The organism is Rhodococcus sp. 105337 (assembly GCF_012844225.1).
In the GTDB taxonomy this organism is placed as follows: domain Bacteria; phylum Actinomycetota; class Actinomycetes; order Mycobacteriales; family Mycobacteriaceae; genus Rhodococcus.
In genome coordinates this window covers 108,656-128,187 of the sequence record NZ_JABAGQ010000002.1, presented here as the reverse complement: position 1 = coordinate 128,187, position 19,532 = coordinate 108,656, and the positions used below count along the sequence as shown (strand labels likewise).

At 66.7% G+C, this 19,532-nt stretch carries 21 protein-coding genes and 1 riboswitch; of the genes, 12 read left to right on the top strand and 9 right to left on the bottom strand.

Translation table 11 applies throughout. The features are described from left to right. Window positions 1–9: 9 nt before the first annotated feature. Window positions 10–633: a uracil phosphoribosyltransferase gene (gene upp, locus HF886_RS04300; RefSeq protein WP_169651658.1), complete on the bottom strand. Its 624-nt coding sequence runs from the start codon at window positions 631–633 to the stop codon at window positions 10–12. Between the two features lie 144 nt (window positions 634–777). Here upp and HF886_RS04295 point away from each other — a divergent pair, with 144 nt between their 5' ends. The 5 genes from HF886_RS04295 to HF886_RS04275 all read left to right on the top strand — a co-directional run bounded on the left by HF886_RS04295 (window position 778) and on the right by HF886_RS04275 (window position 4,138). After that, window positions 778–1,152: a type VII secretion target gene (locus tag HF886_RS04295; RefSeq protein ID WP_296548988.1), complete on the top strand. Its 375-nt coding sequence runs from the start codon at window positions 778–780 to the stop codon at window positions 1,150–1,152. Continuing rightward, entirely contained in the window at window positions 1,149–2,126 is a 978-nt protein-coding gene (locus HF886_RS04290; RefSeq protein ID WP_169619868.1) for a C40 family peptidase, read from the top strand. The genes HF886_RS04295 and HF886_RS04290 overlap by 4 nt, the downstream gene beginning before the upstream one ends. Window positions 2,127–2,197: 71 nt before the next feature. Continuing rightward, on the top strand, window positions 2,198–2,503 hold the full coding sequence (locus HF886_RS04285) for a hypothetical protein (protein WP_169619869.1): 306 nt from the start codon (window positions 2,198–2,200) through the stop codon (window positions 2,501–2,503). A gap of 51 nt (window positions 2,504–2,554) precedes the next feature. Then, window positions 2,555–2,854 carry a YbaB/EbfC family nucleoid-associated protein gene (locus HF886_RS04280; protein WP_169619870.1) on the top strand — a complete coding sequence of 100 codons (300 nt, stop codon included), beginning with the start codon at window positions 2,555–2,557 and terminating at the stop codon, window positions 2,852–2,854. A gap of 57 nt (window positions 2,855–2,911) precedes the next feature. Continuing rightward, window positions 2,912–4,138, top strand: coding sequence for a primosomal protein (locus HF886_RS04275; protein ID WP_169651657.1), 1,227 nt, complete (start codon window positions 2,912–2,914; stop codon window positions 4,136–4,138). Window positions 4,139–4,162: 24 nt separating this feature from the next. Here HF886_RS04275 and HF886_RS04270 read toward each other — a convergent pair whose 3' ends face one another. From HF886_RS04270 to HF886_RS04260, 3 genes are read right to left on the bottom strand one after another with little or no spacing between them, the layout of a single operon-like run. Then, a complete protein-coding gene (locus HF886_RS04270; RefSeq protein ID WP_169620005.1) occupies window positions 4,163–5,245 on the bottom strand; it encodes an adenosine deaminase in 1,083 nt (360 codons plus the stop codon). A gap of 46 nt (window positions 5,246–5,291) precedes the next feature. After that, on the bottom strand, window positions 5,292–6,575 hold the full coding sequence (locus tag HF886_RS04265; protein WP_169651656.1) for a thymidine phosphorylase: 1,284 nt from the start codon (window positions 6,573–6,575) through the stop codon (window positions 5,292–5,294). Then, on the bottom strand, window positions 6,568–6,987 hold the full coding sequence (locus tag HF886_RS04260) for a cytidine deaminase (RefSeq protein WP_169619873.1): 420 nt from the start codon (window positions 6,985–6,987) through the stop codon (window positions 6,568–6,570). The genes HF886_RS04265 and HF886_RS04260 overlap by 8 nt, the downstream gene beginning before the upstream one ends. A 252-nt stretch (window positions 6,988–7,239) precedes the next feature. On the opposite strand from HF886_RS04260, the gene sdhC reads away from it, so the two are divergent. Genes sdhC through HF886_RS04240 form a run of 4 tightly spaced genes read left to right on the top strand, consistent with a single transcriptional unit; the run spans window position 7,240 to window position 10,635 of the window. Further along, window positions 7,240–7,647, top strand: coding sequence for a succinate dehydrogenase, cytochrome b556 subunit (gene sdhC, locus HF886_RS04255; protein ID WP_169619874.1), 408 nt, complete (start codon window positions 7,240–7,242; stop codon window positions 7,645–7,647). A gap of 1 nt (window position 7,648) precedes the next feature. Further along, on the top strand, window positions 7,649–8,089 hold the full coding sequence (locus tag HF886_RS04250; RefSeq protein ID WP_169619875.1) for a succinate dehydrogenase hydrophobic membrane anchor subunit: 441 nt from the start codon (window positions 7,649–7,651) through the stop codon (window positions 8,087–8,089). A 15-nt stretch (window positions 8,090–8,104) separates the two neighbouring features. Continuing rightward, a complete protein-coding gene (gene sdhA, locus HF886_RS04245) occupies window positions 8,105–9,856 on the top strand; it encodes a succinate dehydrogenase flavoprotein subunit (protein ID WP_169619876.1) in 1,752 nt (583 codons plus the stop codon). After that, entirely contained in the window at window positions 9,856–10,635 is a 780-nt protein-coding gene (locus HF886_RS04240) for a succinate dehydrogenase iron-sulfur subunit (RefSeq protein ID WP_169619877.1), read from the top strand. Before sdhA ends, HF886_RS04240 begins: the two co-directional genes overlap by 1 nt. A gap of 117 nt (window positions 10,636–10,752) precedes the next feature. Here HF886_RS04240 and yhjD read toward each other — a convergent pair whose 3' ends face one another. The 4 genes from yhjD to HF886_RS04220 all read right to left on the bottom strand — a co-directional run bounded on the left by yhjD (window position 10,753) and on the right by HF886_RS04220 (window position 15,154). Next, window positions 10,753–11,787 (bottom strand): inner membrane protein YhjD, encoded by a 1,035-nt coding sequence (gene yhjD / locus HF886_RS04235; protein WP_169651655.1) that lies wholly within the window; start codon window positions 11,785–11,787, stop codon window positions 10,753–10,755. A 16-nt stretch (window positions 11,788–11,803) separates the two neighbouring features. Further along, window positions 11,804–12,844, bottom strand: coding sequence for a tryptophan--tRNA ligase (gene trpS, locus HF886_RS04230; RefSeq protein WP_169619879.1), 1,041 nt, complete (start codon window positions 12,842–12,844; stop codon window positions 11,804–11,806). 109 nt (window positions 12,845–12,953) lie between these two features. Continuing rightward, window positions 12,954–13,763 carry an exodeoxyribonuclease III gene (locus HF886_RS04225; RefSeq protein WP_346765059.1) on the bottom strand — a complete coding sequence of 270 codons (810 nt, stop codon included), beginning with the start codon at window positions 13,761–13,763 and terminating at the stop codon, window positions 12,954–12,956. Between the two features lie 173 nt (window positions 13,764–13,936). Then, on the bottom strand, window positions 13,937–15,154 hold the full coding sequence (locus HF886_RS04220; RefSeq protein WP_169619881.1) for an NADP-dependent isocitrate dehydrogenase: 1,218 nt from the start codon (window positions 15,152–15,154) through the stop codon (window positions 13,937–13,939). A 267-nt stretch (window positions 15,155–15,421) separates the two neighbouring features. Further along, window positions 15,422–15,533, top strand: a riboswitch (SAM riboswitch). A gap of 11 nt (window positions 15,534–15,544) precedes the next feature. Between HF886_RS04220 and HF886_RS04215 the strand changes: the two genes are divergently transcribed. Together HF886_RS04215 and HF886_RS04210 are read left to right on the top strand one after the other, a co-directional pair. Beyond that, on the top strand, window positions 15,545–15,706 hold the full coding sequence (locus HF886_RS04215; RefSeq protein WP_169619882.1) for a hypothetical protein: 162 nt from the start codon (window positions 15,545–15,547) through the stop codon (window positions 15,704–15,706). After that, window positions 15,703–16,836, top strand: coding sequence for a homoserine O-acetyltransferase (locus HF886_RS04210; RefSeq protein ID WP_240951970.1), 1,134 nt, complete (start codon window positions 15,703–15,705; stop codon window positions 16,834–16,836). Before HF886_RS04215 ends, HF886_RS04210 begins: the two co-directional genes overlap by 4 nt. Before the next feature lie 8 nt (window positions 16,837–16,844). Here the strand turns inward: HF886_RS04210 and HF886_RS04205 are convergent, their stop codons facing one another. Further along, on the bottom strand, window positions 16,845–18,014 hold the full coding sequence (locus HF886_RS04205; protein WP_169651654.1) for an LLM class flavin-dependent oxidoreductase: 1,170 nt from the start codon (window positions 18,012–18,014) through the stop codon (window positions 16,845–16,847). 163 nt (window positions 18,015–18,177) lie between these two features. On the opposite strand from HF886_RS04205, the gene HF886_RS04200 reads away from it, so the two are divergent. Beyond that, window positions 18,178–19,503 (top strand): MFS transporter, encoded by a 1,326-nt coding sequence (locus HF886_RS04200; RefSeq protein ID WP_169651653.1) that lies wholly within the window; start codon window positions 18,178–18,180, stop codon window positions 19,501–19,503. Window positions 19,504–19,532 lie beyond the last annotated feature (29 nt).

Genomic DNA, 19,532 nt, shown 5'->3' with positions numbered 1-19,532 from the left:
TTCCCCGGACTACCGGGGACCGTACTGGCGATCTCCGGCATCGCCGAGACCCGGCACGATGTACTTGTTGTCGTTGAGACCCTCGTCGACCGACGCGGTCACCAGGCGGACCGGATGACCGGACGCTGCCAGCGCCTCGACCCCCTGCGGTGCCGCGACGACACACACCGCGGTGATGTCGGTGGCGCCGCGCGCCACGAGCAGGTCGAGGGTGTGCACCATCGAACCTCCCGTCGCGAGCATCGGATCGAGCACGAACACGGGCAACCCGGACAGGTTCTCGGGCAGCGACTCGAGATACGGCACCGGCTCGAAGGTTTTCTCGTCGCGGGCGAGACCCACGAATCCCACCCGAGCCTGAGGGATCAGGGCGTGGGCCTGGTCGACCATGCCGAGTCCGGCGCGCAGGACGGGGACGAGCAACGGCGGCTGTTGCAACCGCACGCCCTCGGTGACCGCCACCGGCGACTTGACCTCGAACTTCTCGACCGGCGCGTCGCGCACCGCCTCGTAGACGAGCATCTGGGTGAGCCGGCTCAACGCGTCTCGGAATGCAGCGTTGTCGCTGCGTTCGTCGCGAAGAATGGTGAGGAGAGAAGCAGCGAGCGGGTGGTCGACAACGAGCATGTCCATGCAGAAAAGGATAGAGCGCTCACGACACGTGCAGGTACGAGGGAACCGGACCCGTCCGCTATGCGTCGAACCCCGATGAGGAATGTCCACCTCGCGCCGCACTCGACGTGACGGTGGACACCGCAATCGACCACGGGGGGACGAGTGTCGGAAGAACTCGACAGGGACCGGCAATTCGGCGGCGGACCGCACGAAGGAACCGTGGTGGCGGTCCGCGCCGACACCGCGACGATCGCGGCGTTCGGGCACCGGGCTGCCGCACTGGCCGAACGCATGCACAGTGCGGCAGCACACACCCGGGACGGTGACCCCGCCCTGCTCGGTCCGGTGCTCGGCCCCGTGGGTGCGACGTTCTTCGCCGCGCTCGTTGCGACGCACGACGCCCACGGACGCGACCTCGATCGCCTCGGCGGCGCCCTCGCCGGGATGAGTGCGGCAGCAACGGCGTCGGCGGCGGCATACGAGCGTTCGGTCGACGCGGTGGCGCGTCGACTGCTGGCCGTGCAGGACGACGCGTGATCGCGGCCGTCGGCGGCGACCTGCTGACAGCGCCCCTGAGGGAGTTGCTCGACGCCTTCGGTTCCGCTTCTGCCCCGGCACCGGATCCGGGCGCCCTCCTACGGGTAGGAGCACAACTCGCGGAGGAGGTTCATGCGGCCGGGCGGGACGCCGTCGCCGAGCTTGCGTGGGCGTGGACAGGGCCCGCCGCGGAGAATGCCGTCGCCGGCGCCGAACGGGTGGTGTCCGATGTCCTGGTGGCCGCCGACCGTGGACTCGGCATCGCGGCCGTCGCGCTGGAGGCGACGGTCACCGTCGCGACCGGCACCGCCGAACTCCAACGGCTCGTCGACTCGTTCCTCGCGTTCGCGAATCGGGCGGCACCCGTGGCGGGTCTGCCGCACGGTCAGCTGATGCTGCTCACCGTCGCGGTCGAGCACATCGCCGAGGGTCTGCGGGTGCTCACCCGGGTCGTGTCGACCCTCGCGGATCTCACCGACCGGCTGACCGCGCTGCTCCCCGAGCACACCCCGGTGGACGCGCCGTCCGCGGCCGACCCCGCCGCGCACGCGATGGTGGGAAGCCGATCCGGGGACACCGGAACCGAGGTGGTCCTTCCCGACGGCAGCGTCAGCACCGCCCCCAATGCCGCCGCGGCGACGGCCGTCCGCCGCGCGCTCGAGCAGCAGGGCACGCCGTACCTGTGGGGCGGCACGTCGCCCGGCAGCGGACTGGACTGCAGCGGTTTGACGCAGTACGCCTACGCCGAAGCGGGCGTGGAGATCCCACGCTTGGCGCAGGAGCAGGACGTCGGGCAACGCGTCGATCCGGGATCGGTCCTGCCGGGCGACCTCGCGGTCTGGGACGGGCACGTCGCGATGGTGGTCGGCAACGGAATGATGGTGGAAGCAGGCGATCCCGTCGCGGTCACCCCGATCCGCACCGGCAACGGCGGCATGGCGTTCCAGGGGTTCTACCGGCCGACGACTGCGTGAACGGTGTACGCCGGCCGACCGGAATCGTCCGGGCCGGGAACCACCCGGGCAGTCCCTGCGTCCAACCGGATATGGATCTCACGACTCCCGTTCCGCCGACCGCCCCGATCACCGCGATCGCCCACAATCGCGCGGGCACGATCTCGGTGCGGACCACCGACGACGGCCTCCCGGTCGAGCTGCGCATCGATCCCCGCGAACTTCGCTACGGCGCGGGTGCGCTCGCCGACGAGATCCTCGCCCTGAATCGCGTCGCCGCACAGGAAGCCGCGACGCTCCGTCACCGAGAACTGCACGAACAGGGCGTCCCACGCGAAGTGCTCGACCGGATGCGGCATTTTTCGTACGGCGACGCGCGGGCCGCCCACCGGTCGTGACCGAGCCGGAAGCCGCACGCCCGAATCCGACGAGAACAAGGGGGACCACCGATGAGTGAACAGCAGGTGACGGCGATCGTCGATCGCGTCCGCACGAAACTCGACGCTCTCGAGAGCACCTTGGAAGGGATACACGGCATCCGGGCGACCGCGCAGAGTCCGGACGGCCGGATCGCCGCGCGCGTCGACGGGACGGGCGCCCTCGCGGATCTTCGGCTGGAGGAAGCAGCATGCCGCATGGACGCGCGAGAGCTCGCGGCATCGATCCTCACGACAGTCCATGCGGCGGCCGAGGCAGCCGCCGCACAGCGGGTCGCACTCGTCGACGACCTTCGGGGTGCGCTTCGATGACGTGCTGCTTGCCACCCCGGCTATATTCTCGGCGGCGACATGGCTAGGCTTCGCGCCATGGCTGGAGACATCGTCCCGATAGAGCTCGGTCTCACCGACGGCGACCTCGTGACCCTGTGGGCACCGCGCTGGCGTGAGGGCGACGACGAATGGGAGGCGTTTCTCGGCCACGGCGACGACCTGTACGGATTCCCGAGCGTGGCCGCGATGGTGGCGTTCGTCCGCTCCGGTGGCGACAACGATCTCGTGGAGCATCCCGCGTGGCCCGTGGTCGCCAAGCTCGCCGCTGTCGAGTTCGAACCCGACGACGCGCACTCGTACGACCTGATCGGCGTACCGGAACTCGCGGCCGCCGATCCCGACGCCGAGTCGATCTCCGAACTGCAGGACACGTTCGACATCGTCAGCATCCTCGGCGACGTGTGCGAACTCGATGTCGTCACCAAGTTCTTCGAGCGGACCGAAGTCGATACCCTGCTCCGCCACGGCGCGTCGGCCGTCGCGGGCCGCGAGGGACACGAGCTGTGGAACAGCATCGGCACCGCGATCGCCGAAGACTGGGACGCGGTGATCGACGCACTCGACGCCGTGGTGACCACGCCCGCGGTGGACGAGGCGGTCGTGGCCGAGATCGAGTCGGAACTGGTGGCCTCGGACGAGAACGAACTGGAAGCCGACGACACGGTCCAGGACGAGGTCGACAACGACGAGTACGAGTTCCTCGACGACGACGAAGACGACTTCTGGGCCTCCGTCGGCATCGACCCCATCAAGATCATCACGTCGGACGGTACGTGGTTCACCCTGCGTTGCTACCTCGACGACGACGCGGTGTTCCTCGGGCAGGAGGGACGGATCTTCGTCTTCCCGTCCGAGCGCGTTCTCGCGCGGTATCTCGCCGACAACCACGACCACGACATGTCCCAGCTCGAAACGTACGAGGAGATCCGGATCGCTGCGGTCGACGGGTCGCTCGAGGTCGCTGTCATCGACGACAACGTCTACGTGCTCACGGGCATCGCCGACGACATCGCCGAGGGCATCGCCGCCGTCGACCCGGAACAACTCGAGCTCGCCGTCGAGTTGTTCACCGACGCCGCCGGTTACGCGAACGACGACAGCACCGAAGCGGCCCTCGCGGCATCCACGGAGCTGGGATGGTTCGTCAACTACGTTCTCGAACCCGACCCGGGCCGCCTCGCTCCGAGCGCACCGTTCGACGCCGAAGCTCTCGCGTGGCGTGAACTCGAGCGCGAGTTCGAAGCACGGCTGAACAAGAACTGACGCGTTCGCACCGCTTCGGCCCGCTCAGCCGATCAGGACGGCGTAACCCGGTTTGATGACGTCGTCGATCAGGGCGAGCCGCTGATCGAACGGCAGGAACGCCGACTTCATCGCGTTGATCGTGAAACGCTCGAGGTCGGCCCAGCCGTACCCGAACGTGTCGGCGAGCTGCACCATCTCCTTGGTCATGGTGGTGTCGCTCATCAACCGATTGTCGGTGTTGACGGTGACGCGGAAACGCAACCGCGCGAGCAGGTCGAACGGATGTTCCGCGAGTGTCAGCACGGCCCCGGTCTGCACGTTGGAACTCGGGCACAGCTCGAGCGGGATGCGCTTGTCGCGGACGTAGCTCGCCAGCAGCCCGAGCCGTGGCTCGCCGTTCTCGCCCAGCACGATGTCGTCGAGGATGCGGACGCCGTGACCGAGCCGGTCGGCACCGCAGAAAGCTACGGCCTCGTGGATGGACGGCAGACCGAATGCCTCGCCCGCATGAATAGTGAAGTGCGCGTTGGCTGCTCGCGTGTATTCGAAGGCATCGAGGTGGCGGCTGGGCGGATTACCGGCCTCCGCGCCGGCGATGTCGAAACCCACCACTCCCCGGTCACGGAACCGGACCGCGAGTTCTGCGATCTCCCGGGATCGCGCGGCATGGCGCATCGCCGTGAGCAGACACCCGACGATGATGGGGCGCCCGGCGGCACGCGCCTCCGACTCGCCGGCGCGGAAGCCTTCGAGGACATGCTCGACCACCTCGTCGAGCGTCAGTCCGCGCTCGAGGTGTTGTTCGGGCGCGAACCTGACCTCGGCGTACACGACCCCGTCGTCCGCCAGGTCCATCACGCATTCCCGTGCCACCCGCTCGAGACCTTCCGGCGTCTGCATCACCGCGACGGTGTGCTCGAACGTCTCGAGGTACCGGACGAGGGTGCCGCTGTCGGCCGACTCCCGGAACCAGCGGGCAAGGTCGTCTTCGGTGTCGGCGGGAAGCGACCAGCCGCACGCGTCGGCGAGTTCGAGAACCGTCCCGGGACGCAGCCCGCCGTCCAGGTGGTCGTGCAGGAGCACTTTCGGCGCGAGCTTCACCGACTCGGCCCTGCCGTCGAACATTCCGGGAACCACCGACTCGTCACTCATGTTTCGGGACGGTAGTCCGCTACGGCGTGATCCGCTCGACGATCAGCGGGCGCGGCGGCGGCGCCGTCTCGGAGACGCTGAGCCCGCCACGCAACGCACCCAGCGCGGCGGGAAACCGCCCGGGCGTGTCGGTGTGGAGCGTCGCGACGGGTTGTCCCTTGCGGACGGTGTCGCCGACGACGGCGTGCAGTTCGACTCCCGCGCCCGGCTGCACGGCCTGGCCCTGGTGTTCTCGTCCGGCGCCGAGCCGCCACGCCGCCTTCCCGACGGCGAGAGCGTCGAGCTCGGCGAGCACACCGTCTGCGTCGGCATACAGCGTCTCGGTGTGCGTCGCGGTCGGCAAGGGTGCGTCCGGATCGCCGCCTTGCGCCGCGATCATCGACCGCCACCGGTCCATCGCGCTGCCGTCGCGCAACCGCTCGGCCGGGTCCACATCGTCGATCCCTGCGGCTGCCAGCATCTCCCGAGCCAGGGCGAGGGTGAGTTCCACGACGTCGCCGGGCCCTCCCCCGGCGAGTACCTCGACCGCCTCGCGCACTTCGAGGGCGTTGCCCGCGGTACGTCCGAGCGGAGTGTCCATCCGGGTGATCAACGCGGTGGTCGGGAGATCGGCGTCGCTACCGAGCTCGACCATGATCCGTGCGAGTTCGCGTGCCTCGCCGAGTTCGGTCATGAAGGCACCGGTGCCGACCTTGACGTCGAGCACGAGGGCGCCGGCGCCTTCCGCGATCTTCTTGCTCATGATCGAACTGGCGATGAGCGGGATCGATTCGACCGTCCCGGTGACGTCGCGCAGCGCGTAGAGCTTGCGGTCGGCGGGAGCGAGGTCGGCGCCCGCGGCGCACACGACCGCTCCGACGGCGGGGTCGGTCAGTATCTCGGCCATCTCGACGGTGCTCAGATCGGCGCGCCACCCCGGAATCGCCTCGAGCTTGTCGAGGGTGCCGCCGGTGTGGCCGAGACCCCGGCCGGACAGCTGCGGAACGGCGACGCCGCACGCGGCGACAAGCGGAGCGAGCGGCAAGGTGATCTTGTCGCCGACCCCGCCGGTCGAATGCTTGTCGACGGTGCGCAGGCCGAGTCCGGTGAAGTCGAGCCGACGTCCGGAGTCGGTCATCGCGGTGGTCCACCCGGCGATCTCCGCGCGGGTCATCCCGCGGAACCAGATCGCCATCGCGAGCGCGGACATCTGCGCGTCCTCGACGATGCCGTGGGTGAACGCTTCGATCACCCAGTCGATCTCGGTGCCGGAAAGCTCGTGTCCGTCACGCTTGCGGTGGATGATGCCGATGATGTCAGGCATCGCGGCCTCGCTCGACCCGCACGGCCGCGAGTTGCTCGGGACCGAAGGCATCGGGAAGCAATTCGGACATGGTCCGCGGATGCGGAGCGGAGTCGACGACGAGACCGGGTCCGCCGTGTTCGAGGAGGAGTTGGCGACAGCGTCCGCACGGCGCCAGAATTTCGCCTCGCGCGTCGCACACGGTCACGGCGAGAAGACGCCCGCCACCTTCGGAAAACAAGTTACCGACGAGTACAGTTTCGGCACAAAGTCCCAGCCCATGTGAGACATTTTCCACATTGCACCCGGTGACTATGCGACCATCGACCGTAAGGCCCGCCGCCCCGACGGGAAAGTTCGAATAGGGCGCATAGGCACGGGTCATAACGTCATGTGCTTTGGCGCGCAACATTTTCCAGTCGATGTCCGGCATGGTTGATCATCCTGTCACGGTGGTACAGGCAACGTTGCGGTACCCCCACCGGTCGCCGTCACAGTTGGAAAGGCATACCTAACTTGTTATTTGGGGGCCGTACGAATCGGGGATGAGATTAGTTCCCGGGTTTGCGTTGGGTTTAGAGTCGAACCAAGTCGGTTCCGGTTCGTCGAGCCCGTGCTGCGGTATTCCCCGACAGTAATGAACGGCTCGACGCGTCCACCATTGACGTTGGAGGCACAGCACTCGATGAGCAGCACGACTGAAGCCGCCCCCGCACAGGCGGGGCGCACACGGTCGCTTTACCGGGGGGACCCCGGCATGTGGTCCTGGGTTCTACACCGGATCACCGGCGTGGCGACCTTCTTCTTCCTATTCGTCCACGTCCTGGACACGGCACTCGTCCGGGTCAATCCCGAGACCTATGACAGCGTCATCGAGACCTACAAGAACCCCATCGTCGGTCTCATGGAACTCGGTCTCGTCGCGATGGTGCTCTACCACGCGCTGAACGGTCTGCGGGTCATGCTCATCGACTTCTGGTCCAAGGGCCCGAAGTACCAGCGAGTGATGCTCTGGACCATTCTCGCGATCTGGTTCGTGGTGATGATCCCCGCGGCCGGACGCATCTTCTACAACATGTTTGCGGGGCACTGACATGACCGAAGCAAAGACCCTGGGCACCTCGCACGACCGCCCCGCGAGCCTGGACAATCCGCGCTCGCCGCGTCGCGTCTCGAACAACAACTTCGAGCTCTACGCGTGGCTGTTCATGCGCCTCTCCGGCCTCGCCCTGATCATTCTGGTGCTCGGTCACCTGTTCATCATGCTGATGCTCGACGACGGCGTGCACCGCATCAACTTCGCGTTCGTCGCGGGTCGCTGGTCCAGCCCGTTCTGGCAGATCTGGGATCTGTCGATGCTCTGGCTTGCGCAGTTGCACGGCGGTAACGGCCTGCGCACCGTCATCGCGGACTACGCACGCAAGGACTCCACCCGTTTCTGGCTCAACACGATTCTGCTCGTGTCGATGATCCTGATCATGGGCCTGGGTACCTACGTGATCTTCACCTTCGACCCCAACATCACCGCGAGCTAGGGGAGCTAGAACTCCATGCAGGAACATCGTTACGACGTAGTCATCGTCGGCGCCGGCGGCGCCGGCATGCGCGCGGCCATCGAAGCCGGTCCCCGCGCCCGCACCGCGGTACTCACCAAGCTCTACCCGACGCGCAGCCACACCGGCGCAGCCCAGGGCGGCATGTGCGCAGCCCTCGCGAACGTCGAGGAAGACAACTGGGAATGGCACACCTTCGACACCGTCAAGGGCGGCGACTACCTCGCCGACCAGGACGCGGTCGAGATCATGGCGAAGGAAGCCATCGACGCGGTGCTCGACCTGGAAAAGATGGGTCTGCCCTTCAACCGCACCCCCGAAGGCAAGATCGACCAGCGCCGGTTCGGTGGCCACACGCGCGATCACGGCAAGGCTCCGGTTCGCCGCGCCTGCTACGCCGCCGACCGCACCGGCCACATGATCCTCCAGACGCTCTACCAGAACTGCGTCAAGCACGACGTCGAGTTCTACAACGAGTTCTACGCGCTCGACATCGCCCTCACGGAGACACCGGACGGCCCCGTCGCGACCGGCGTGATCGCGTACGAGATGTCCACCGGCGAGATCCACGTTTTCCACGCCAAGTCGATCGTGTTCGCCACGGGCGGCTCGGGCCGGATGTACAAGACGACCTCCAACGCGCACACCCTCACCGGTGACGGCATGGGCATCATCTTCCGCAAGGGCCTGCCGCTCGAGGACATGGAGTTCCACCAGTTCCATCCGACGGGCCTCGCGGGCCTGGGCATCCTTATCTCGGAAGCAGTCCGAGGCGAGGGCGGCATCCTCCGCAACGCCGACGGTGAGCGGTTCATGGAGCGCTACGCGCCCACCATCAAGGACCTCGCGCCCCGCGACATCGTCGCCCGGTCGATGGTCCTCGAGGTGCTCGAGGGTCGCGGTGCCGGACCGAACAAGGATTACGTCTACATCGACGTGACCCACCTCGGTGAGGACGTTCTCGAGGAGAAGCTCCCCGACATCACCGAGTTCGCGCGGACCTACCTCGGCGTCGACCCGGTCACCGAACTGGTCCCCGTGTACCCGACGTGCCACTACGTGATGGGCGGCATCCCCACCAACGTCGACGGTGAGGTTCTGCGCAACAGCACCGACGTCGTCAAGGGCCTCTACGCCGCCGGCGAATGCGCCTGCGTGTCCGTCCACGGCGCCAACCGTCTCGGCACCAACTCCCTGCTCGACATCAACGTGTTCGGCCGTCGCGCCGGTATCGCAGCTGCCGAGTACGCGAACAGCCACGAGTTCGCCGAGCTGCCCGAGGCCCCGACGAAGTACGTCGACGAGTGGCTCGACCGGATCCTGCACGCCGGCGGCAAGGAACGCGTCGTCGACATCCGCAGCGACCTGCAGCAGACGATGGACAACAACGCGTCGGTGTTCCGCACCGAGGAAACCCTCACGCGGGCGCTCGACGACATCCACGAGCTGAAGAAGCGCTACAAGGAAATCACCGTCCACGACAAGGGCAAGCGCTACAACAGCGACCTGCTCGAGGCGGTCGAACTCGGCTTCCTTCTGGAAATGGCCGAGGTCACCGTGGTGGGTGCTCTCAACCGCAAGGAGTCCCGCGGCGGTCACGCTCGCGAGGACTACCCGAACCGCGACGACGCCAATTACATGAAGCACACGATGGCGTACAAAGTAGGTGAGGACCTTATCTCCGATATCCGCCTGGACTACAAGCCAGTGGTCCAGACACGGTACGAGCCGATGGAGCGGAAGTACTGATGACAACTGTCGAAAGAATCAACGACACCGCCGCCGCGGATCTGCCTCCCGTTCCCGAGGGCGCCGTGATGGTCACGCTCAAGATCGCACGGTTCAACCCGGAGGACGACAAGGGCCAGCACTGGGATTCGTTCCAGGTGCCTGCGCTCCCCACGGACCGGATGCTCAACCTGCTGCTGTACGTGAAGGGCTACCTCGACGGCACCCTGACGTTCCGTCGTAGCTGCGCACACGGCGTCTGCGGCTCCGACGCGATGCGGATCAACGGCGTCAACCGCCTGGCGTGCAAGATCCTGATGAAGGACATGCTCCCCAAGGACGGCAAGCCGGTCACCATCACCGTCGAGCCCATCCGCGGCCTGCCGGTCGAGAAGGATCTCATCGTCGACATGGAACCCTTCTTCGACGCGTTCCGCGCCGTGAAGCCGTTCCTCATCACGACGGGCAACGAGCCGACCCGCGAGCGCATCCAGTCGCAGGCCGACCGTGCGCGGTTCGACGACACCACCAAGTGCATCCTCTGCGCCTGCTGCACCACGTCGTGCCCGGTGTACTGGAGCGACGGCAGCTACTTCGGTCCCGCTGCCATCGTCAACGCTCACCGCTTCATCTTCGACTCGCGTGACGAAGGTGCTGCCGAGCGTCTGGACATCCTCAACGACAAGGAAGGCGTGTGGCGTTGCCGCACCACCTTCAACTGCACCGACGCCTGCCCTCGTGGCATCCAGGTGACGAAGGCGATCCAGGAAGTCAAGCGCGCGCTGATGTTCGCTCGCTGACACGCACACACCGCGCAGCGCGGGTCCGGCCCCTCGGGGACGGGCCCGCGCTGTCGTCTGCCCATGTGTCACAGACGCGCCCGCACCCTCACGTGCGACGCACGCGCGTCTACGGGATCACTTGCGGCGCAGGCGCGCCGCCGCGAGAACACCACCGAGGACGCCGGCTCCGAAGATCGCCACACCGCGTCGCGCATCGAGCCCCTCGCGGACCTCGAGTCGCGGCGAGATGAATGCGGACTCGGGCGGGGGACGGTGTGCCAGCGCGAGATTCGCGCGCGACGATGCCGCGAGGGCCGTACAGAACAACACCAGCCGCGCGGTGAGGTTGGCGAACACGAGCAGACCGAGGATGGGGCCGAACGCGACGCCCGCCGGCCCGACCAGCACCCTCTCGAGATACAGCGAACCGGCCTGCTTGAGAATCTCGAATCCGATTCCGGCGAGGGTTCCGGCGAAGATCGCGCTGCGGAAGGCAACGGGTTCGCGCGGGAGCCGCGCGATCACCCAGGTGAACACGGCGGCGGTCGCGGCGATCGAGAAGAGCAGCGCCGCGATGCGCAGCGCCACTCCGATACCGACGATGTTCTGCAGGTTGAGCACCTCGACCACCCGGCGCATGATCGGGCCGCTGCTGACCGCGGACAAGCCCAGCGACACCACCATCGCCAGGGCCAGACCGAGAAGCGCCGCACCGTCCTTGAGCTTGACGATCACGAAGTTCGGTTTGTCCCGCGCGTAGTCCCACATCGCGGTCAGCGCGTCCCGGAGGTTCGCCATCCAGGCGAGACCGGCGTACACCGCGGTGAGCGAACCGATCACGCCCACCGTGCCGCGCGCGTTGATCGCCGAGTCGATCAGATTCTGGACTGTGTCGCCGAGTTCCCCCGGGATGTTCTGAGCGATGATGTCGCGAACGTCGTCGAGCAACTCGGGACGCCCGGCGAGCACGAAACCGACGAGAGAGAACCCGACCATGATGATCGGGACGATCGCGAGCACCGTGAAGTACGTCAGTCCGGCGGCGTAGTAGTCGCCCTTCTGGCTCTGATAACGGTCGGCTGCCCGCATCAGCCGGTCGAACGAAGGATGTGCGGCGCGCTGGCGCTCGAGAAAACTCGGCTTGTTGTCGCCGTCCGGCTCGCCGGCCATCAGGGCACTCCTTCATCTACTTTCGGGGCAAGAATCCCACCCTGTCATAGACCTGAGCCAGCGTGCGGGACGCAACCTCGCGCGCACGATCCGCGCCGTGATCGAGGATGCGGAGCAGTTCCGCCTCGTCGCTCAGGTACTCGTCCACGCGCGCGCGAATGGGAGTGACGAACTCGGTGAGCACCTCGGCGGTGTCGGCCTTGAGATCGCCGTAACCCTTGCCCTCGTAACCCGCGACGAGGTCGTCGATGCTCCGCCCGGACAGGGCCGATTGGATCGTGAGCAGGTTCGAGACGCCCGGCTTGGTCTCACGATCGAACCGGATTTCGCGCTCGTTGTCGGTCACCGCCGAGCGGATCTTCTTCGCGGACACCTTCGGATCGTCGAGAAGATTGATCAGGCCGGCGTCGGTCGCGGCGGACTTGCTCATCTTCGAGGTCGGGTCCTGCAGGTCGTAGATCTTGGCGGTTTCCTTGACGATCATCGGCTCGGGTACGACGAAGGTCTTGCCGAAACGGGAGTTGAACCGCTGAGCGAGGTCGCGGGTGAGTTCGAGGTGCTGGCGCTGATCCTCGCCCACCGGAACGTGGCTGGCGCGGTAGAGCAGGATGTCGGCGGCCATCAGGATCGGGTACGTGAACAACCCGACGCCCGCGTGGTCGGTGCCCTGCTTGGCAGCCTTGTCCTTGAACTGCGTCATTCGCGAGGCTTCACCGAACCCGGTGATACAGCTCAGAACCCACGACAGTTCGGCGTGCTCGGGCACCTGGCTCTGCACGAACAGCACGGACTTCTCCGGGTCGATCCCGATGGCGAGCAACTGTGCGGCGGAGACGAGGACGCGCTTGCGGAGAAGCTTGGGTTCGTAGGGAACGGTGATCGCGTGCAGATCCGGGATGAAGTAGAACGCGTCGTTCTCGTCCTGCGCGGGAACCCACTGCGCCAGCGCACCGAGAAAGTTCCCGAGGTGGAACGAATCCGAGGTGGGCTGGATGCCGGACAGCACGCGCGGGCGTGCCTTCGGCTTCGTGGTGTTCGAAACTGCGGTGCTGGACATGTCTCGATAATTTCACGAATCGGTTTCGGTGATGCCACCGAGGTCCGCCTGCGCTTCTGCGATGCGTCAGGGGTGCGTCAGCCGAGCGTCGAGGGTTCGTCGGAGAGCGTCAGGAGAAGGTCACCGTCACGGGTGCGTGATCCGACCAGCGGTCGGCGTATGTTGCGGCACGTTCCACTCGGGCATCGGTCACGCGCGCGGCCAGGGCCGCGGTCACGAGGTGATAGTCGATCCGCCACCCCGCGTCGGTGTCGAAGGCTTTACCGCGGTACGACCACCACGAATACGGCCCGGGCACGTCGCCGTGCACGTCGCGGACCACATCCCGCCACCCGGCATCGAGCAGCTCGGCCACCCAGGCTCGCTCGCCCGGAAGGAAGCCCGATTTCTTGACGTTGCCCTTCCAGTTCTTGATGTCGCGCTCCGTGGGGGCGATGTTCCAGTCGCCGCACACGACCATGTCCCTGCCCTGGGCCGTCACCGCAGCCGACCGCTCCGCCAGGTACGCCCCGAAGCCCTTCATGAAGCGCTCCTTGTCGTCCTGCTTGGGTGTCTGCGCCTCCCCGGTGGGCAGGTAGAGGCTGCCCACGGTCACGGCACCGAAATCCGCTTCGATGTACCTGCCCGCCGCCGAGAACTCCTCGGCGTCGAACCCCACGCGCACCGCGTCGGCGGGGATGCGGGACAGAATCGCCACACCCGCGCGTCCCTTGGCCGACGATTCGGCTCCGACACAGTGCCAGCCGGATTCCAGCGCGGGCGCGATCGCGGCGTGGAACTGCTGCTCGGTGGCGCGCACCTCCTGCAGGCACACGACGTCGGCTACCGTCCCGGAAAGCCAGTCCAGCAGGCCTTTGCCGGCGGCAGCGCGGACGCCGTTGACATTCACGGTGGTGATGATGAGCGACACGGCGGTCACCGTATCCGACATGTCGGACGAGTCCGACGCACGGCGTCCTCGTTCGTGGCTCCCGCCACGCCCCGACGAACCCTACGACCCGAACACACGGGCGGCAGGAACAGCCTGCCCGACACGAAACGGGACGCCCCGAAGGGCGTCCCGTGTCTGTGCTGCCTAACCGGAGAGCAGGGTCAGGCGCGAGCCTTCTGCAGGTTCTCGTCGAGCGCGCCGAGGAACTCCTCGGTGGTGAGCCACGCCTGCTCGGGGCCGACCAGCAGAGCGAGGTCCTTGGTCATCTGGCCGTTCTCGACGGTCTTGATGACGACGTCCTCGAGCTGCTGTGCGAACTCGATCACCTCGGGGGTGTTGTCGAGCTTGCCACGGTGCTCGAGACCGCGGGTCCAAGCGAAGATCGACGCGATCGGGTTGGTCGACGTCGGCTTGCCCTGCTGATGCTGGCGGAAGTGGCGGGTCACGGTGCCGTGTGCGGCCTCCGCCTCGACGGTCTTGCCGTCCGGGGTCATCAGGACCGACGTCATCAGGCCGAGCGAGCCGTAGCCCTGCGCGACGGTGTCGGACTGGACGTCGCCGTCGTAGTTCTTGCAGGCCCAGACGTACCCACCCTCCCACTTGAGCGAGGAGGCGACCATGTCGTCGATGAGGCGGTGCTCGTAGGTCAGGCCCGCGGCGTCGAACTCTGCCTTGAACTCTTCCTCGTAGATGCGCTGGAACTCGTCCTTGAACATGCCGTCGTAGGCCTTGAGGATCGTGTTCTTCGTCGACAGGTACACGGGGTAGTTGCGCTGCAGACCATACGACAGTGATGCGCGCGCGAAGTCCTGGATGGACTTCTTGTAGTTGTACATACCCATGACGACGCCGCCGTCGTCGGGGATCTGGCACACCTCGTGCTGGATCGGCTCGCTGCCGTCCTCCGGGGTGAAGGTGATCGTCACGGTGCCCGGACGGTCGACCTTGAAGTCGGTGGCGCGGTACTGATCACCGAATGCGTGGCGGCCGACGATGACGGGCTTGGTCCAGCCCGGCACCAGGCGCGGCACGTTCGAGATGATGATCGGCGCGCGGAAAATGGTGCCGCCGAGGATGTTACGGATGGTGCCGTTGGGCGAACGCCACATCTTCTTCAGGCCGAATTCTTCGACCCGCGCCTCGTCCGGCGTGATCGTCGCGCACTTGACGCCGACGTTGTGCTTCTTGATGGCGTTGGCCGCGTCGATGGTCACCTGATCGTCGGTGGCATCGCGGTGCTCCACACCGAGGTCGTAATATTCGAGATCCACGTCCAGGTACGGATGGATCAGCTTGTCTTTGATGAACTGCCAGATAATGCGGGTCATCTCGTCGCCGTCGAGTTCGACGACTTTACCCTCAACTTTGATCTTGGACATGTGCGCTTCTTGTCCTCCTAGGACGTTTACTTGGTCCCCAATCGACTGTGCTTTGTGAGCGCAGTCGCCATCGGCTCGGTACGAGCGAGCATGGCCCTGTCCCGCGTACTGACAGCGACCAAACAAGACAAGCGTACTGCTATCCGACGCGTCCGCAAAGCGGCAATACCGCCCTCGACTACTACCGACCGGTAACCTTGCCGCTGGTCACAGCCGCTGCGGGACCCCATGCCCCTTCGCGCGCGAGAGTCGCTAGACTTTCGGCGAGGTCATGAGTGCCAGCGCGAAGCCCCGGCTTGCTGGCCGGCAACCCTCCAGCCAGGGTGGGGTGCTCCGGGTGAGGACACGGTCGTCGGAAGGCCGACGGCAAGCCGGTTTCGGGAGGGTGAGATGACGAGCGAACAGCTCCTGCTCCGCGCCCTCCCCCAGGGTTCGAAGGACATGATGAGCGACACCCAGTACATCTTCCCCCCGAGCGGCCGGGCCGTCGAGTCGATCACGCTTGCCCGTGGCGCCTCGTTCTCTCCCCACGCCGAGGCGGTCACGCCTTGACCACAGACACGGACACGCAGCCGGCGCACGTCGAACTGCCGCCCGCCGACGGACGCCTGCAAAAGATCCGCATCGGCTCCCTGAAGCTCGAGAGCGGCGAGTCGCTTCCGGACGTCACGATCGCGGTTCAGCGATGGGGTGCGCTCTCTGCTGCCCGCGACAATGTCGTTCTCATCGAGCACGCCCTGACAGGTGATTCGCATGTGACCGGCCAGGCCGGTCCGGATCATCCGTCGCCGGGCTGGTGGTCGGGAATGGTCGGTCCCGGAGCCCCGCTCGACACCGATCGGTGGTGCGTGATCTCCACCAACGTGCTCGGCGGCTGCCGCGGCACCACCGGCCCGGGAAGCCTCGCACCCGACGGCACGGCCTGGGGTTCACGGTTCCCCCAGATCACCGTGCGCGATCAGGTCGCCGCCGAAGCCGCACTGCTCGACGCGCTCGGCATCGACACTCTCGCCGCTGTGACCGGCGGCTCCATGGGCGGTATGCGCACACTCGAGTGGATCGTCACCCACCCCGACCGGGTACGCGCTGCGCTCGTGCTCGCGACCGGCGCACGCGCGACCGCCGACCAGATCGGCATGCAGAGCACGCAGATCGCCGCGATCACCGCGGATCCGGACTGGCAGGGAGGCGACTACTACGGCACCGGCCGCATCCCCGCGACCGGTCTCGGCATCGCCCGCCGGATCGCGCACCTGACCTACCGCACCGAACTCGAACTCGATGCCCGGTTCGCGAACCACCCGCAGGACGGCGAGGACCCGTGGCGCGGGGGGCGGTACTCGGTGGAGGGGTACCTCGAGCATCAGGCCGACAAGCTCGTGGCACGGTTCGATCCGGGCACCTACGTCGTGCTGTCCGAAGTGATGAACCGGCACGACGTAGGCCGCGGCCGCGGTGGAGTCGACGCTGCGCTTGCTTCCACTCCCGTGAAGACCATCGTCGCCGGCGTCGACTCGGACCGCCTGTATCCGCTGCGGTTACAGCAGGAGATCGCGGACGGGCTCCCGGGAGCCGACAGGCTGCGCGTTCTCGTCTCCCGCAACGGCCACGACGGCTTCCTCACCGAAGCGGAAGCCGTGGCGAAACTGCTCGACGAATTGATGGTGCTGGCGCAGGGCTGACCGCGGCCCTACCGGGCGGACGGCAGGAACGCCGTCGAACCCGACAGATCGCCCGGCCGATCCTCGCGCGGCGCCACCAGGCCGCGTCGCTCGAGGATCGGCCGCACACCCTCACCGAACCGATATGCCTCTTCGAGGTGGGGATACCCGGAGAACACGAAGTGGTCGAGCCCGACCGCCGCGTACTCGGCGATCCGATCGGCGACCTCCTCGTGTGAGCCGACCAGCGCCGTGCCCGCGCCACCCCGAACCAAGCCGACACCGGTCCACAGGTTCGGCGACACCTCGAGACTGCGCGCGTCGCGGCCCGCGGAGTAGGCGGCCCCTCCCCCGTGCAGTTCCACCATCCGCCGTTGCCCTTCCGATCCCGAGCGGGCCAGACTCTGCTGCGCCTTCTCGATCGTCGCGGGATCGAGTTGCGAGAGCAGCCGGTCGGCCTCCGCCCACGCCTGTTCCGACGTGTCCCGGCTGATGACGTGCAGCCGGATGCCGTAGTCGAGGGTGCGTCCCTGGATGTCGGCCAGCCCACGGATCCAGGCGATCTTGTCGGCGACCGCGCTCGGCGGCTCACCCCAGGTGAGGTAGGTGTCGCAGTACCTCGACGCGACGGTTCCCGCGGCGGGAGAAGACCCGCCGAAGAACAACGGCGGTGCCGGGTCGGGAATGCGCTGAAGCTGTGCGTTCTCGACCTTGATGTAGTCGCCGTCGAAGTCGACCGGTCCGTTGCCCGCCCACAGCCGGCGGAGAACGTCGAGATACTCGCCGCACCGCGCATAGCGCTGGTTCTTGTCGAGAAAGTCGCCGAAGGTGCGCTGCTCGTGATCTTCACCGCCGGTGACCACGTTGAGGAGCAGCCGGCCCTGTGATTGCCATTGGAAAGTCGCGGCCATCTGGGCGGCGAGGGTCGGGGAGATGAGCCCGGGACGTAACGCGACGAGGAACTTGAGAGTGTCCGTGGTGTCGATCATCATCGCCGTGGTCAGCCACGCGTCTTCGCACCACGCTCCGGTCGGCGTGAGCACCGATTCGAACCCGCTGGACTCGGCAGCGGCTCCGATCTGGTTCAGATAGCGCAGGGTTGCGGGACGATCTCCCGCCATCGAGCTTCCGTGACCTCCTGCCATGAGATTCCGGGAGTCCCCGTAGGTGGGCAGAAACCAGTGCAGATGCAAAGACACGCGACATCCTCGGGTCGACGGCAGGCATGAAACGGAGCTCAGTACATCAGGGCTCCGCGGTGTGGAGCGACAGTTGGAATCAGCGTGAGCAGAACCGGTGCGGTGCAGTTCCGGTGGTGGTTAGCGTCGCCGGGTTGCAGACCTCTACAGACGGATCGAGCCCATGACCACGCTGTCCCAGCCCACTCCCGCGCCCGGGATCGAATCGGATCCGGAGCGCCGCAAACGCCTGCGCACCGTCGTCGCGGCCAGTCTGCTCGGCACCACCGTGGAGTGGTACGACTTCTTCCTCTACGCCACCGCCGCGAGCCTGGTGTTCAACCAGCTTTTCTTCCCCGACCAGAGTTCCTTCGTCGGAACGATGCTCGCGTTCGCCACCTTCGCGGTGGGCTTCCTGGTGCGACCGATCGGCGGCGTCGTCTTCGGCCATATCGGCGACCGCATCGGCCGCAAGAAGACACTCGCGCTCACGATGTTCATCATGGGCATCGCCACGGCCCTGATGGGAATTCTGCCGACCCACGAGCAGGTGGGAGTTCTCGCACCGGTCCTGCTGCTGGTGCTGCGCATCCTGCAGGGCTTCGCCCTGGGCGGCGAATGGGCCGGCGCGGTGCTGCTCGCCGTGGAGCACAGTCCGGAAAAGAAGCGGGGCCTGTTCGGGAGCATTCCGCAGGTCGGTCTGGCCCTGGGTCTCGCACTGGGCACCGGGGTCTTCGCAGCACTACAGGTGATCTTCGACGACGAGCAGTTCCTGGCGTACGGATGGCGCATCGCCTTCCTTCTCAGTCTTGTTCTCGTCGTCGTGGGGTTCGTCGTCCGGCTCGAGGTCGACGAGACCCCCGCGTTCCGTGAGGTCCAAGACCTCGCGAAGAGGTCGGCGGCGCCACTGTTGGACGTCTTCCGGCCGGCGGTCCGCCGCGGCACGGTTCTGGGTCTGCTCTCGAGATGGGGCGAAGGTGCCGCCTTCAACACGTGGGGCGTGTTCGCGATCGCCTACGCCACCAAGGATCTGAACTTCGAGAAGGTGCCGGTGCTGCTGGTGGTCACCGTGGCCGCGCTCGTGATGGCTGCGCTGCTGCCGCTGTCGGGCCTGCTGGTGGACAGGTTCGGCGCGAAACGGATCTACCTCATCGGCATCGCGGCCTACGGCGTCGCCGTGTTCCCCGCGTTCGGGCTTTTCGGAACGAACAGCCTCGTCTGGTTCGCGGTCGCCATGGTCGTGGTCTTCGGCATCGTCCACGCCCTCTTCTACGGCGCGCAGGGAACTCTGTATGCGAGCCTGTACCCCGCGGAAATCCGGTACACGGGATTGTCGGTGGTCTACCAGTTCTCCGGCATCTACGCGTCGGGCGTCACCCCCATGATCCTGACCGCGCTCATCGCCGTCGGCGGCGGCAGCCCCTGGATCGCATGCGCCTACCTCGTCGGGACAGCCGCGGTCAGCGTCATCGCGACCGCCCTGATCCGTAAGCAGGATCTGCACCTCTGAACCGGGGGCTGCGGGCGGGATACCGCCCG

Coding starts and splice junctions, on each gene's coding strand:
- upp (WP_169651658.1), bottom strand. CDS start 633: ATGGACATGCTCGTTGTCGACCACCCGCTCGCTGCTTCTCTCCTCACC.
- HF886_RS04285 (WP_169619869.1), top strand. CDS start 2,198: ATGGATCTCACGACTCCCGTTCCGCCGACCGCCCCGATCACCGCGATC.
- HF886_RS04280 (WP_169619870.1), top strand. CDS start 2,555: ATGAGTGAACAGCAGGTGACGGCGATCGTCGATCGCGTCCGCACGAAA.
- HF886_RS04275 (WP_169651657.1), top strand. CDS start 2,912: ATGGCTGGAGACATCGTCCCGATAGAGCTCGGTCTCACCGACGGCGAC.
- HF886_RS04270 (WP_169620005.1), bottom strand. CDS start 5,245: ATGTTCGACGGCAGGGCCGAGTCGGTGAAGCTCGCGCCGAAAGTGCTC.
- HF886_RS04265 (WP_169651656.1), bottom strand. CDS start 6,575: ATGCCTGACATCATCGGCATCATCCACCGCAAGCGTGACGGACACGAG.
- HF886_RS04260 (WP_169619873.1), bottom strand. CDS start 6,987: ATGCCGGACATCGACTGGAAAATGTTGCGCGCCAAAGCACATGACGTT.
- sdhC (WP_169619874.1), top strand. CDS start 7,240: ATGAGCAGCACGACTGAAGCCGCCCCCGCACAGGCGGGGCGCACACGG.
- HF886_RS04250 (WP_169619875.1), top strand. CDS start 7,649: ATGACCGAAGCAAAGACCCTGGGCACCTCGCACGACCGCCCCGCGAGC.
- sdhA (WP_169619876.1), top strand. CDS start 8,105: ATGCAGGAACATCGTTACGACGTAGTCATCGTCGGCGCCGGCGGCGCC.
- HF886_RS04240 (WP_169619877.1), top strand. CDS start 9,856: ATGACAACTGTCGAAAGAATCAACGACACCGCCGCCGCGGATCTGCCT.
- yhjD (WP_169651655.1), bottom strand. CDS start 11,787: ATGGCCGGCGAGCCGGACGGCGACAACAAGCCGAGTTTTCTCGAGCGC.
- trpS (WP_169619879.1), bottom strand. CDS start 12,844: ATGTCCAGCACCGCAGTTTCGAACACCACGAAGCCGAAGGCACGCCCG.
- HF886_RS04220 (WP_169619881.1), bottom strand. CDS start 15,154: ATGTCCAAGATCAAAGTTGAGGGTAAAGTCGTCGAACTCGACGGCGAC.
- HF886_RS04215 (WP_169619882.1), top strand. CDS start 15,545: ATGACGAGCGAACAGCTCCTGCTCCGCGCCCTCCCCCAGGGTTCGAAG.
- HF886_RS04200 (WP_169651653.1), top strand. CDS start 18,178: ATGACCACGCTGTCCCAGCCCACTCCCGCGCCCGGGATCGAATCGGAT.